This window comes from Flavobacterium sp. UMI-01 (assembly GCF_019656315.1).
Classification (GTDB): Bacteria; Bacteroidota; Bacteroidia; order Flavobacteriales; family Flavobacteriaceae; genus Flavobacterium.
The window spans coordinates 322,789-337,783 of sequence record NZ_BPLU01000038.1; the positions used below are offsets into that span (position 1 = coordinate 322,789).

A 14,995-nucleotide genomic window follows, 5' to 3' on the forward strand; every position below is an offset into this window, starting at 1 on the left:
TGTTATTTTACTTGACAAAATTCGGTAGAACTGTTTTTTTAGAGGGCTACGTATGTCTAAAATGGTATCTTAAATGATTATTGTCTAGTTTTTGTCAGTTTTTTTTAGTGATTAATCTTGAAATCAGGATAGCATCTGCTTTATTTGCCCACGGAGAAATTTGTTTTTCTTTACCCGTTACTGCTTCCTCAGGAGTGAATTCCCCAGTAATAACATTCATCCACTGTAAAGTTCTCGCTCCATGCTCTGGTTTCAAATGCCAAGTATTGATTCCGAAATTTTCTTTGTTTACATATAATAAAGTAGTTCCGTCATCATCCGTTAGGCAATAACCACTACCATTTTTATTAGGAGTTGGTTTTAGTTTGGTAAAATCAACGGTGGTGAATAATTTTTGCATGTGCTTGAAAAAATCAAAATGAGGTTTGATAAAATCAGCTGGTTGTTCAAACGGATTGTAAATAATCGCATTCCAAGACGCTCCTTGCCAATAATAGGTAGTGTAAACACCCGCAAAAAGGCACATATAATTGCGACGCAAACAATGTTCGGCATTGACATAATCACCTGTAAAAACCACATAAGGTGATTCTTCATAACCTCCGTGTTCGATATTAAAAACTGGTTTTTTGAATTTGTTTTTGGCTTCTAACATTTTGTTATAAATATTATCAGACCAGTCTTGAGTGGAGATAAAATCAACGTTCTCTGGATATTTGGTACAAAATTTAAAATCATGAACAGATAACAAACGATGAAATTGATCCGCTTTGCGAGCTCTTTCGATTCGGTCGTTGATGTATTTTTCATCGGCTCTGCCATAAAACAAGGCTTCTTTGGAAATATCCCAAACAATATTTGGAAAGGCTTGGTAACGTTTGATTACATAATCAAAATACATATTATCAGCCTCTGTATTCATATCAGGCCAAGCAACCAGTTTGTTCCAAACATAAATCATCAGGTGAGAGGCGATGCGTTTGTCGTGCATTAAACTAATGGTGCGGTCCAGTTTTTTGAAAAATTCAGGATTTAATGCACTAAAATCTGGTTTTTTATTATTCCCTAAAAAAGGAAAAATATCTTGAGGCGCTCCAAATTCATGTTCAGGATGTAATTTTAGTTTAGGATCTTTTTTCCAACTCACATCATACGAAAACACATTCATCACCACTTGGTTGAATCCATTTTCTTGGATTAAATTCAACAAATGGTCTGATTTAGGCAATCCTTTATCGTTATGATAATCCAAAGCGTACAACCAGTCACACTCAAAAGCTAGTAGAAAATAAGGCGTGCCATCTTCATAAAAAAAGTGTTGTGGTTTTTCTTTTTGAATAACAATAGCGCCATGGTTGTCAGCTTTGTTCTTGGTGATGAAAACTTTTCCTTTTTTATTTGCTAATGCTTTATCGTCGCCAAAAGTTATGTAACTCCATTCTCCTTCAAGCGAACTTGAAAAGCGAATAACCCATTCGTTATTTCCATTAAAAAAACCAGGCACTTGTTGTTTTTGCCCATTTTCATGAGTAAAAACAGCTCCAAATTCTGCCGTAAAGGGTTGTTTTAGCTGTGTTTTTGTAGTGATATTGATATCAATTACCTCCCATTTTGGAACTGAATAGGTTTTATTCTGTTTGAAGTTTTCTTGAGCAATTTGCGCATTAAACTTTAGGGATACTAATAAAAAGGTAGATAATGCTAGTTTTAAAATAGGTTTCATAGGATCCGTAATTATGTTTCATTTTTTGATGTTGGGTCTTCTAGTTTTTTCTTGCGTGAGGGGTTGAAGTGGAGCTCTTTTTTTATCCCTTTTTTTGGGATAAAAAAAAGCGGGAACGGAAAGCCCGACCCGCAGTTTTTACGGAGGGTCACGCCCAAAAACTATTAAATGTTAATCGTTCCAGTGAGCATCAATTACTTTTTGAATGTGCGGAAATTTAGCTCCGTCTTCTTCGTTGAGTTCTTTTCTTTTTGATACGAGTTGTTTTTTCAAATCGGCAATGATATTTTTATAAGCAGGATCGCTATATGCATTGTTCATCTCTTGAGGGTCTTTGCTTAAATCATAAAACTCCCAAGCCGCTGGTGTATCGAAAGTAAAACGATTCCCCCAACTTTTTTTGTTCCAATCGGCATTTGGGTCTTGGGTATCTACCCAATATTTACCATAGAAAAAGATCAGTTTGTATTTTTTTGTTCGAATACCAAAATGTGCTGGGTTTGCATGGGCATGTGCCATATGCATCCAGTATCTGTAATAAGTGGATTGTTGCCATCCTTTTGGTTCTTTTCCTGTTTCTAGTATTTGTTTAAAACTATGTCCTTGCATTTGTTTTGGGGCTTTTCCACCTGCTAACTCAATGATGGTTGGTGCAAAGTCGGTATTGTTGATGATGGCATCCGTACGAAGACCTGCTTTGATTTTCTCTGGAAAACGAACGAAAAATGGCATGCGCATAGACTCTTCATACATCCATCGTTTGTCGATATAATCATGTTCTCCAAGCATAAAGCCTTGGTCACCTGTGTAAATGATTATCGTATTATCATACAAACCTTCTTTTTTCAAAAAAGCGACTAATCGAGCAACATTGTCATCCACTCCTTTTACACAACGCAAATAACGCTTTAAATATTCTTGATAAGTTGCATGCGTATAGTCTCTACCAGACATATCATCACGAATTTTCTTGGCTGGATCAAAATTTGGGTCTGAGTTTTTTACCGAGTTTTTATCCCACAGCATCATCCCTTGACTACGAATAGTATTTCTTTTAGACACTGAGGAACCAATGTCATGAATCAACGCATCGTTTACTCCACGAGTTCCTATGGAGCCATTGTTTTTATTATCATACAAACTAGCAGGTTCGGGAATTTCAACATTCTCTAAATAATCTTTGTAGCGTGGAGCATACTCAAAATTATCATGAGGCGCTTTGTAATGATGAAATAAAACGAAAGGCTTGTTTTTATCTCTTTTGTTTTTTAACCAATTGATAGAAATATCGGTAATGACATCGGTACTATGACCTTGGTATTGTTTGCCTAGTTGTTTGGCTGCATCCGGTTTGGCGTAAGGCATTCCTGTTTCGGTCAAATATGGATCAAAATAAGAACCTTGGCCCCCATGTTGTGTCAAAACATTGTAGTAATCAAAATTAGGTTGTGCTTCCAAATGCCATTTTCCAATAAGTGCCGTTTGATAGCCTAATTTTTTCAATTCGATAGGCAAATATTGTCTTTCCATCGGTAATTCGCCCTCAAGGTCAAGTACTCCATTAGCCTGACTGTATTGGCCTGAAAGGATTGAAGCACGACTAGGAGTACAAATCGAATTATTCACAAAACAATTATCAAAGATGATTCCTTCTTTTGCAATTTTATCTAAGGTGGGTGTAGGATTCAATTTAGCCAAGCGACTGCCGTAAATACCAAATGCCTGTGAGGTATGGTCATCAGACATAATGTAAATAATATTAGGCTTTTGAGTTTTTTTATTGCTTTTTTGAGCCACTAAACTCGTAGATGCAATCAAAGCAAGGGTAAAGGAAGTAATTGTTTTGAAATTCATTATATCTATAATTTTTAATGGAATAAAATTCGGGAAATTATACCATAAGGATTACCACAAATGGTTTTATTAAGGTAATAAAATGATTGTAATCAAAAAAAGCAGTCTATTAAGACTGCTTTTTAGGCTAAACTAGACAATGTTTATTATTGTTTTATAATTTTTGCAATTTTACCATTATCGGTTTTTAAAATGTATGTACCATTATTTAGATCTGAAATATTGATTTCATTTGTGTTTTTAAAGGTTTTCACATTTTTACCTAATAAATCATATACTTCGATCCCATTGATTAGTTCGTTACTATCAAGAGTTAGGTTACCTGTAGTTGGGTTTGGGTACACCCCTACTGCATTTAGTTCAACAGATGGAGTACTTAAAGTAGCACTATTGCTTACATTAATGTTAAATCTCTGAGTTTGTGTAGCTCCTTGGGCACCTGCTGCAAAAATTTGAAGGGTATGTCCCGCTACCTCTTCAGTTGCTGTGTATTGAAATGTAGATGTATTTACATTTGGATCCGATTCTTTAAAGCCATTTAGATACAAAGCATTTTTAAAAACTCCGGGAGTAGATGCTGGTTCATAAAATCTAAATACAATTCTAGCTTGTTGTCCCACTGGTTGTGTATTACTTGGTGCAACAGGTAAATTAGTATACGAAACTCCAATAGTCAACGGTGTATTAGCTGGAAACGTATTTACAGGAACTGTAGAGGCTAGAAAATCATCTACAGTTTTACCATTGATTGTTACGGATAAAGTCTGAGCAAAAGACAATGTCGTTGCCACTAAGGCACTGAATAAAAGTAATTTTTTCATCATATTGATATTTTATTGTTGATAATGGTTTCAAAAGTAGAAGACTATAAGAGTTTAGACTTGTTGGTATGTGTTATAAGATAAAACAGATGTGTTTTATAAAGAAATAAACATACTTTTAATAAAAAAACCAGTGAAATACATTCCACTGGTTTTTAACTAATTTACTCTAAAGCTTCTCAGTCTATTTTACGACGCTTATAAAATACAAACCTCATTATGGTCTAACTTCTTTTTCAACTATATAAATATCATCAATATATACAGTAACATTAGTTGTTCGAGGAGTATTGGCTAATATTCTTATGAATAAAGTAGATAGCGAAACATCTGTAAAGGTTGCGTCTTTTTGTTGTGTTTCCCACACATCTGTTGGACGTGGAGCTCTTACAGTACTAAAAAATTGATTGGTATAACTATTAAAAGCAATTCCTGTTTGAGCAGGAGCTTCTACACCTGTAGCCCCTGATACGATGTACGATTTATATCTAAAAATATAGGTTTTACCAGGTTTTAAAACTACTCCAGGATTTATAGGAGCTGAAATTTCTGCTTTTGCTTTACCTGGTGTTAAAACCAATTTTAAACTAGTAGTACCACTAGCTGCCTTTTCAGTTGTAAAACTGAAGCTACCATCACTTGTTCCTGTAGGCGTAAATGTAGCAGTACCACTTTCAAAACCACCAAATTCATCGCCTATTAAGTTTACATCATGCATTTTAACTGTTTTATCTGTAAATGCTCCTGGAACTCTTTCATCTACCGACTTCAAAGTACTTGTTCCATCATAGGAAACAGTAATAACATCAGGTCTGTAGATTTTATCAACTAATACAAGATCTAAGCTCGTTCCAGTAGAAGCTAGGCTAACTGATTTAATTGGAAATACAATACCATTAACTTTTACAGTAAAATGTGATTTAGGGTCCGTTATGAAAGGCTCAAACTCTCCATTAAAAGGGATGCGAATTGTTTCATTTTCTTGTTCTGCGATTGTTCCAGTTAATTCAAAAGGTTTTGTAGATTGAATCACTCTAAAAGTTGCAGGTATCTGATAAGTGTCACTATCTGCAGGAATATTATTCCCAGATCTATTTACAGTAAAGGTTCCTTTAAAATCACCTAATTTATTAAAGGTAATTGTAGAGACAACTGATGAACCTGTAGCTGTACCAATTTTCCATGAACGAGCTGTAGGTTCTCCTTGAGTAGTTAAATCCGTAAACTCCAATTTATCACCTGCTTCAACCGTAATGACATCTGTAGGATTTTCGTGAGAAACCACTACTCCATTTTGTTTTATTTGCATCAAAGGCACAATAGTATCATATACTTTTACATTAAAAGTAGTATCAATAACCCATTCATTACCTACTCGTTTTGAGCTAAAGGTCTTTTTCACAGGAATCGTAACACCTCCTGAATAGGTGTTTACCACATATCTATAAGCAACGGAATCTTTAAACGTATTATAAAGTCGGACTTTTTGCTCCCCAGGATTAGCAAATAGTACATGGATTGTTTTGTCTGTGGTTTCTGTTGTACCAGGATTAGTTATGTATTTATTATAACTTGTTTCTTTTAACGGTATAGGTCCTTTTAAGAAAAAATTCCCTTCTTCAATTGTCCATTTATGACTCGTTTCACCTTGTGATAAATCAGAAAAAGACATATATTTAAACCTACCTACAACCATTGTTGTTGAATTAAACGCACTAGTGTACCAACCCACATCAGATATGGTATCAGGAGCCTCGTAAGTATCACTAGAACAGCCAGCAAATAAGCCTACTGTTAGTAAACAAAATATTTTGATTAAATTTTTCATTTTATATTTTTTTTAAATTAAACCTTTTAAAATTATAGGCTGTTATTAGAAGCTAATTCTGTATTAGGAAGTGGCCAATAAGAATGAATTGCGGGATTAAAGTTTACGGCGGTATTTCCAAATTCACTGAAGTTAGAGTTAATTGGCGTAGTTGGACTTTCACTCGCATTATGTAAAACAGAAGTCCAACGTGTTACATTTGCTCCTGTGGAACTTTTAAAGGTATAATGAGTAGCATAATATCTTCTAGTAGCTAGTTCTTGGAAACGTGTTTTAGCAATCCCCCAACGTCTCATATCAATAGTTCTTATCGCATGGCCTTCGAATGCTAATTCTAATGGTCTTTCTACATACATTAAGTGATTCATTAAAGTTTGAGCAGTATAAGTGATATCATTATGGTCATTTGAAGGAAATTCACCAGAGCCAATAGGTCCCAATAATTGAACTGCTGAACGTCTTCTTACTTTATTGATGTATAATAAAGCTTCCTCTACTCCTCCATTATTGGTTCCTCCTGCAATTAAAGCTTCGGCATACATTAGATACACATCAGCCAATCGAAGGACTCGATAATTAATACCAGAGCGGTAAAATGAAGATGCTATTAGTTTTTCATTAGAAACAATATCCCAGTTTGAATATTTTCTAAAATAAGCAGTTTCATTAGCATTAAATGGCGTAGCCTCAGCTGCTGTAGAACGTTGATAATAAGGCGTAAATTCGTCATCAACTAGGGCTAATGATTGCGAAGCTCTTAGACTGTACTTTCTTACTTTAGTGGTACCATCAGCTGCTACAGCAACATTTCGTGGGTCAGTAATATCTGGTTTTTCATTTTTATATTCCATAACCAACCAAGATGATGGTAATAAGGATCTAAATCCTCCTACTGTTGCAGGCGTCATTAATGAACCCAATGAATTAGAAACTTGTTGTGCATCATTTACTCCAATTCCGCTTTTAAAATCAACTGAATAATTAATTTCTAAAATAGACTCCGAGTTGTGCTCATCTCTTGTTGTAAAATTACTTCCTATGTCAGCAGTTAAAGTATATCCAAAATCGGTAATTACTTTTTTTAATAATTCGGCAGCTTTGGGATAATTTTTTTCATAAAGATAACTTTGTCCTAACAAAGCCGTCACAGCCCCTGACGTCATTCTTCCTTTGTTTGTTGCAGTCCATGTTTTAGGTAAAAGAGGTAAAGAAAACTCAAAATCCTTTATATAAAAATTTTTAATCGTTTCTGCAGGGCTCAAAGGTTGTTGGAAGTCTTTACCTGCAAGTGGAACGAAATCAAAAAGCGGTACTGAACCATTATTAAAGGAAGTATATAAATAAAAATAAAACAATCCTCTAAGTGCTCTTGCTTCAGCGTTAAACAGTTTCGCATTTGCAATATCAGCTTCTCTAGTTAAGGTTGGGGCTATTCTTTCATAAGCTTTTATTACTTGATTAGCTCTAAAGATTCCAGTGTACAAAGCAGCCCACTTCAGGTTAGGTGCACTTGCTGAATTATTAAAGGTTTGTAAATAATAAACATTATCTGTTGTTGGCCTTCCAAAACCAGGCCATGATATATCACTACGATAAGTTTCTTCTCGAAGTAACATGATATCTTGATCTTTAAACGCATTATAAACTGCTACAAGTCCAAATGATAAATCATTGGCATCTCTCCAAAAAGTATCGGTAGTCGTTTCATTTGGATTTTTTTGATCCAAAAAATCATTGCTACATCCAGCAATTAGTATAGCTAGGGCTAAAATTACCGTTATTTTAGTATTAATTATTTTTTTCATTTTTTCAAAGTTTAAATGTTAAACCATTCTGTAAACTAACTTATAAGTTAAAAATCTAATTGTAAACCTGCTCTTAATTGAGAAGTTATAGGATAATTTCCTCGATCGATTCCTCGAGTACTTAATCCATTATTACCTACTTCGGGGTCAAATCCAGAGTATTTAGTCAACGTAATAATGTTTTGTGCGGCAAGATAGACTCTTAATCTTGATACGGTCAATTTATTCAATAATGACTTCGGAAAATTATAACCAATAGCTATATTTTTTAATCTTGCAAATGTGCCATCTTCTAACCAATAATCGGTATATCCTCTAAAGTTGATATAATCACGTCCTCTATTTGCAGGAATATTAGTGTCAGGATTTTGTGGACTCCAAGCAAATACTAAATCCTTATGAGTTTCATATTTATATCCAGCTGCTTTACTACCATTGATCACTTCAGCACCAAAGGATCCATACCATTGCATTGAAAAATCGAAATTTTTATAATAAGCATTAAAGTTCCAACCTAATTCAAAATCTGGTGTTCCACTTCCTGCGTATTGCCTGTCCGTTCTTGAATCAATTACACCATCGCCTTTGTCTGGAATTCCATCTCCATTTGAATCTACAGTTAGATTATCAACTAATCTTAAATCTCCCAACTTAGCATCAAGCTCAGGAAATTCAGCATTGTAAGCATCTAATTCTGCTTGTGTTTTTATAATTCCATTAGTCTTAATTAAGAAAAACGATCCTGCTTCATGACCTAGTGCAATGGCCGAAACTAAATCTTCATTAGGAACTCCTTGTACCACAACACTATTAGCTAAATAGGAAATAGTTACTCCATCATTCAACCTTGTAATTCTGTTTTGATTTTTAGAATAAGTAAGTGCCGTGTTCCAATTGAAGTTTTTCCCTTTTGATTTATAATTTAAAGCATACTCAATACCAATATTTCTCATGTCTCCAATGTTTTGAACAATAGTCCCATTGTCCCCATTATTTGCTGCTCCACCTGTTGAGTTAGGCAAAAGTACGGGTAAAAGCAAGTCTTTTTTATTGGTTTCATAAAGGTCTGTGGTTAACGTAAGTCTATTCTTCAGAAATGCAAGATCAAATCCAATATTTTTTTGAATAGAGGTTTCCCATTTTACATCTGGATTACCAAAACTTGTTTGTGTTGCCCCATTTACTAACACATTTGACGAACCACCACCTAATACATAATCTTGTTGAAGTGTAATGGTGTTAGCATAAGAATAATCTGCAATTCCTTGATTACCAGTGGTACCATAACTCGCTCTCATTTTAAAGCTATTAGCTATGTCTTTATAAGGCTTCCAAAAGTCCTCATCAGAGATATTCCATCCCATTGATACAGATGGAAAAGTTTGAAATCTGTTAGCACTTCCAAATCTTGATGATCCATCTCGCCTAGCACTTACACTTAACAGGTATTTTCCTTGGTAATTGTATTGCAATCTTGCTAATGCACCAGTCAGTGTGTTAGTCTTGTCATTAGCGCCTGAACTAATTAATCTATCTTCAGAAATTGCACCATCAAGTACAGTAACGTCATTATTAAATAAATCAAACTTTTCAGCTGAAAAAGATTGAAATTTATATTGTTCAGCTGAATACACCCCTAATAAATTGAAATTATGTTTCCCAAATGATTTTTTGTAAGTAATAATGTTTTCAATTGAGTAATTACTAGCACTACTGGTATAGTTATAAACACCTGTACGTATTTGAGAAGGAATAGAATTTCCATCCACATCAAAAAGTTTAAAACTTGGATTAATTCTAATTCTGTTGTTGTTAGTATATCCAATACCTGTTCTTGAGGTTAATTTTAAATTTTTTGTTAATTCAAAATCAATAGTCATATTTCCAGTAAAGTTGGTTCCTTTATTGTTGTCCTTCCTATTGATATATGCATTTAAAGTCGAGGTTGTATTTTGATCTGATATTTGCTGCGTTGCTTCGTCAATTACGGGAGCACCTGGAATCAAATCGGCTTGATAAGGATGATAGGTATAAAGGCTTGTTAATAATTGTCCAGTAGAAAATTGTCTATCATCTACTCTAGCTCCAAATCCTGTGGTTACGGTCCATTTTCCGCTACTTAATTGTGAGTTTGCTCTAATATTAAAACGGTCATAACCCGAGTTGATTACTGAACCTTCTTGATTAAAAAATGTTCCTACTACGCTATAAGTAGCTCCTTTAGCTCCTCCAGAAACATTTAAAGAGTGGTTTTGAATAGGAGCATTTTCAATTAATAACCTTTTAGATAAGTCAGTATTATTAGTAAATTGTGAAACATTTTGCTCTAATGGAGTAAATGAATTATTAAAAGTAGAACCGTTTACGGTTTGTAATTTCATAAAACGGATATACAAATCTTCTTCAAAATTAGCTTTAGGAATTTCAGAGTAGATATTTTGTACTCCATAATAACTATCTAATTTAATTTTCATTTTACCTTCTTTTCCTTTTTTGGTGGTAATTAAAATAACACCTCCAGAACCACGAGTTCCATAAATGGCTGCTGATGCGGCATCTTTTAACACATCAATAGTTTCAATTTCGTTATTACTCAAATTAGGATTCCCATCTTGAGGTATTCCATCTACGATATACAATGGTCCATTAAAACCTGTAATCGAATTAAGTCCTCTAATAGAAATATTAGATTCGGCTCCTGGTTCTCCTGAACTTGCTGTTACATTTACTCCTGTAATTTGCCCTTGTAATGCCTGTCCTAAATCAGAAGTGGAGTTCTTAATCAAATCCTCAGCCTGAATTTGTCCTACTGAGCCTGTTACTTCTTTCTTTTTCTGAGTACCATAACCAATTACGACAACGTCTTTAAGATTAGTTACATCAGAATCCAAGACAACATTAATTTGTTTTTTTCCTGCTACTTTAATTTCTTTTTTTCCATAGCCTAAAAAACTAAAAACTAAGACATCAGTATCTTTAGCTTTTATTTGATAAATACCGTCAAAATTTGTTATAGTTCCTGTTTTAGTTCCTTTTACAAGCACACTTACCCCTGGTAAAGCGCCTCCTTCATCAGATACTTTCCCTGTTATTATTTGTGACGTTTGTGCGTGTGTTACATCAAAACAGGATAATAACAGAAGTGTTATTAAATGAACTTTGAGTTTCCAATTAATTAATAGTTTGAATTTCATAATTTGGTTGTTTAAATTTAGAACACAAAGGTTTCAATAAAGGAATATATAACTTGTAACATATGTTTTTATCATTGCAACATATGGATAAAATGTTAATGAATGTTAATGAATGTTAATGAATGTTAATGAATGTTAATGAATGTTAATGAATGTTAATGAATGTTAAGATTCTGAAGGTTATTTACAAATTGCATCATAATATATTTTTTTTCTAATTACTGAGTTATTATTTTACTATTAGTTAATTGTATCATTTTATGTTAAAAAAAAAAGAGCTCGATATAATATCGAGCTCTTTATAAATTAATTAAAACTATATAATTAAGGTCTTACTTCTTTTTCAACAATTTTTAAATCATCAATAAATAAAGTTACATTTGTTGATTTATTGTTATCTAACAAACGTAAATATAATCCAGTTAAAGTTTGAGCTGGAATTTCACCTGTAACAGTAAACCATTGTCCTTTTGGTTTATCGGCTAAATTCACAAAAATTTGTGTCCATGCAGGGATGTAAAATAACCCCATACTTTTCCCAACAATATCAGATTCTGGTGTAATGAACATTTTCCAAGTAACCACATAATTGGCTCCTGTTTTATTAACAATAGCTGGAAAATTAGTTCCTCCTGCGGGTAATGTAGAAACTGATGATTCTTTAAGACCTGTTGTTAATGATAATTTTGCACTGTAATTTCCAGCAAAAGGTTTTTCAGTAGATATTACAGCAGGTGCATCACTTGATGAATATTTTTTCCAAGCAACACCACCATCTTCAAATCCTGCAAGACCTGGAGTACCTAGTAAATTAACATCGTGCATTGCTACTTTAATATCAGAAAAAGGCTGTAATACTCGGTCGTCTGTTGATTTTAATGTGGTTCCACTATATGAAATCGTAATCACATCAGGACGATATATTTTTTGAGTGAGTTTAAGATCTAAAATCGTTTTATCCGTAGCATTCAAAGTAACTGACCCTATGGCAGCTGTTGAACCATTTAACTTTACTGTAAAACTTGCTTTCGGATCTGAGAAAGCTGCAAATTCTCCTGCAAAAGGAATCTGAATCGTTTCATTTTCCAATTCTTTAATAGTACCTGAAAGTACAAATGGTTTAGTTGAAGCAATAACTTTTATGGGACGACTAATCACTACCGTCTTTGAAGCAGTTGGAATGTCTTGACCTGAACGGGTTACATTTAAACTAGCTGTAAAAACACCTAACTTTTTAAATATAATCTCAGCTTCAGCGCTAGTGCTAGTTGCCACTACAGTTACTGGAGCAGTCACAGTTCTGATTGACCACGTACGTCCTGATGGCTCTCCTTGGGTAGTTAAATCAGAAAAATGCAACTTATCCCCTGCTTCTACATAAATAGTATCTTTATTATTAAGATTAAGCGTTATATCATTTTGCTTCACTTTAAATTGAGGGTGAATGGTATCATATACTTTAACCATAAATGTCGTATCAATTACCCATCTGTTTGGAGCTATTTTGACAGAACCCTTAAAATAATTTACTCCATTGGTGTTTCCTCTAAAAGTTACAGAGTCTTTGAACACATTGTAAAGTCTTACCTTACTCCATCCCGCTTTATTGAATTGTAAGATGACCGTTAAATCCTTTGTAATCGTATCTCCTTTATTGATAACAGTATAATTTGTATCACTTGTTTTAATCGGGCCTTTAAGAAAATTAACGTCTTTTTCAATTATCCAGCTATGCTCTATCGTTCCTTGCGATAAATCAGTAAAAGACATAAATTTGTTTAAGGCAACATTGAGTGTATTTACTGTTCCAGCACTATTATAAAAACCAACATCACTTAAAGAGTTTGGTGCTTCGTATTCAGTTTGACATCCAAAGAAGATACCAGATAATACTAGTCCCATTATGATTAATTTATTTTTCATCTTATTTATATTTTTAATTCTAGTTTGTTTTAATACTACACCTAGAAAATTAATTAATAACATTTTCGTACAATCTAGGATTGGTTATAATCTCACCATTTGGTAGAGGAAAATAAGCATGTGCAGCTTCATTATAATTTTTGGCTGCCTCTTGAAATTCGTTCCATGCCGGATTGGCTAATGGGTCAGTTGGGGCAACTTCAGTTACAATTGATTGCCATCTTGTTACATTGTTACCAGTAATTTCATCTTTTACAACATAATGTTGTGCATAATACCTACGAGCAGCTAATTCTTGAAAACGTTGTTTTTTTATCCCCCATCTTCTCAAGTCAACATTTCTTTCACAACCGTAACCCTCAGCAGATAATTCCAATGGATATTCTTTATATCTTAAATGTTTTCTTAAAGTTTCAACAGTATAAGTTATATTGTCATGGTCATTAGTAGGGAATTCTCCTGTACCTACGAGTCCTAATAATTGTAAGCCCGAACGTCTTCTTACTTTGTTTATTTGAACTAATGCCTCATCTACTTGCCCCATTTCAATCAAACATTCCGCATATTGCAAATGTATTCCTGCTAAACGAATTAACCTTTCATTTATTCCTGAACGGACTCTCCCTGGTGAAAGAATATTTTCACCTCTTGTGATATCCCAATTAGTATGTTTTCTCCAAAAACAAGTCATATTAACATTAAAATTGGCAGCTTGACCCGTTTCTGCTCTTAGATAGTAAGGCATATCAATATCATCAACTAGAGCCACAGACCAAGAAGTTCTTAAACTGAATTTTCTTAAACGTTTGTTACCAGTTGTTTTATCAATTGTATAATTACGTTCATCCTGGGTGTCCATAGGGTCATTACGGTATTCTTTAATCAACCAGTTGGCAGCAACCGCACCAAAATAAGTTCCTGAAACCCCTGTAAATTGTAATTGTAATCCGGCAGTACTCGCAACATCTCTCCAGTCATAATTATTATAATTATCAGTATAACCTGTTGCATATGAAATTTCAAGGATAGATTCATCGTTCAATTCATCCATGGTTGTAAAGTTACTTCCAATATTAGGCATTAACTTATATCCGTAGTTCTCAATAACTCTCTTAAAATAAGGAGCCGCTTCTACAAAATTATTTTCATATAAATAAGTTTGACCAATCAAAGCCTCTGCAGCTCCTGCCGTTACTCTACCTTTTTCTTTTCCTGGCCATGTAGGAGGTAAATTTTTAGCTGCAAATTGTAAATCTGCTAAAAAGAAATTTTTAACTGTTTCGGCTGTTTCAAGGGGTTTGTAAAAATCGGTTTCATTAACTGGTACATTTTCAAAAATAGGCAATTTTCCTTCGTTAAATGAATGATATAGATTAAAGTAATGAAAACCTCTTAAAAAACGGGCTTGCGCTACTATTTTGTTAGCCAATTCTATATCCGCAGCTACCGTTAAAGTAGGAATAATTCTTTCAGCAGCTAGAATCACTTGATTGGCTCTAAAAATGGTCGTATAATTAGCAGCCCATTTATTATTAATAGGTGTTTCTGCATTAGTAAAAATTTGCAAATAATAAGGATTTGTGTTACTAGGTCTCTGAAATCCATTTGCCCAAGCTAAATCCGTACGAGCTAACTCTTGAATAAGTGCATGATTTTGAGAAGAAGAAAAAGCTTTATAAACTGCTGTCAAGCCTGTTTGCAAATCTTTAGTATCTCTCCAAAAATTATCGGTTGAAATCAAATTTGGATTGGTCTCTGTCAACCAGTCTTTTTGGCAACTTGTTACTGTTAGGACTATTGCCAAAACAACTAAAAGTTTGGGATATATATATTTTTTCATTGTTTTT

At 33.8% G+C, this 14,995-nt stretch carries 8 protein-coding genes; all 8 read right to left on the reverse strand.

Going from position 1 to position 14,995, the window contains the following annotated elements:
• Positions 1 to 94: 94 nt before the first annotated feature.
• The gene (locus K5R64_RS11965) at positions 95 to 1,723 is read right to left on the reverse strand and encodes a DUF5060 domain-containing protein (protein ID WP_220763721.1); all 1,629 of its coding nucleotides are present in this window, start codon (positions 1,721 to 1,723) and stop codon (positions 95 to 97) included.
• A gap of 171 nt (positions 1,724 to 1,894) precedes the next feature.
• The gene (locus tag K5R64_RS11970) at positions 1,895 to 3,577 is read right to left on the reverse strand and encodes a sulfatase (protein WP_220763723.1); all 1,683 of its coding nucleotides are present in this window, start codon (positions 3,575 to 3,577) and stop codon (positions 1,895 to 1,897) included.
• Positions 3,578 to 3,723: 146 nt separating this feature from the next.
• Positions 3,724 to 4,398: a T9SS type A sorting domain-containing protein gene (locus K5R64_RS11975; protein ID WP_220763725.1), complete on the reverse strand. Its 675-nt coding sequence runs from the start codon at positions 4,396 to 4,398 to the stop codon at positions 3,724 to 3,726.
• Between the two features lie 217 nt (positions 4,399 to 4,615).
• Complete coding sequence (locus K5R64_RS11980; protein ID WP_220763726.1) at positions 4,616 to 6,226, reverse strand: hypothetical protein; 1,611 nt, start codon at positions 6,224 to 6,226, stop codon at positions 4,616 to 4,618.
• Positions 6,227 to 6,258: 32 nt separating this feature from the next.
• A complete protein-coding gene (locus K5R64_RS11985) occupies positions 6,259 to 8,031 on the reverse strand; it encodes a RagB/SusD family nutrient uptake outer membrane protein (RefSeq protein ID WP_220763727.1) in 1,773 nt (590 codons plus the stop codon).
• A 47-nt stretch (positions 8,032 to 8,078) separates the two neighbouring features.
• Positions 8,079 to 11,225 (reverse strand): TonB-dependent receptor, encoded by a 3,147-nt coding sequence (locus K5R64_RS11990; protein ID WP_220763728.1) that lies wholly within the window; start codon positions 11,223 to 11,225, stop codon positions 8,079 to 8,081.
• Between the two features lie 324 nt (positions 11,226 to 11,549).
• On the reverse strand, positions 11,550 to 13,148 hold the full coding sequence (locus K5R64_RS11995) for a SwmB domain-containing protein (protein WP_220763729.1): 1,599 nt from the start codon (positions 13,146 to 13,148) through the stop codon (positions 11,550 to 11,552).
• Between the two features lie 49 nt (positions 13,149 to 13,197).
• Positions 13,198 to 14,988, reverse strand: a complete 1,791-nt coding sequence (locus K5R64_RS12000) for a RagB/SusD family nutrient uptake outer membrane protein (protein ID WP_220763730.1) — start codon at positions 14,986 to 14,988, stop codon at positions 13,198 to 13,200.
• Positions 14,989 to 14,995: the final 7 nt, after the last annotated feature.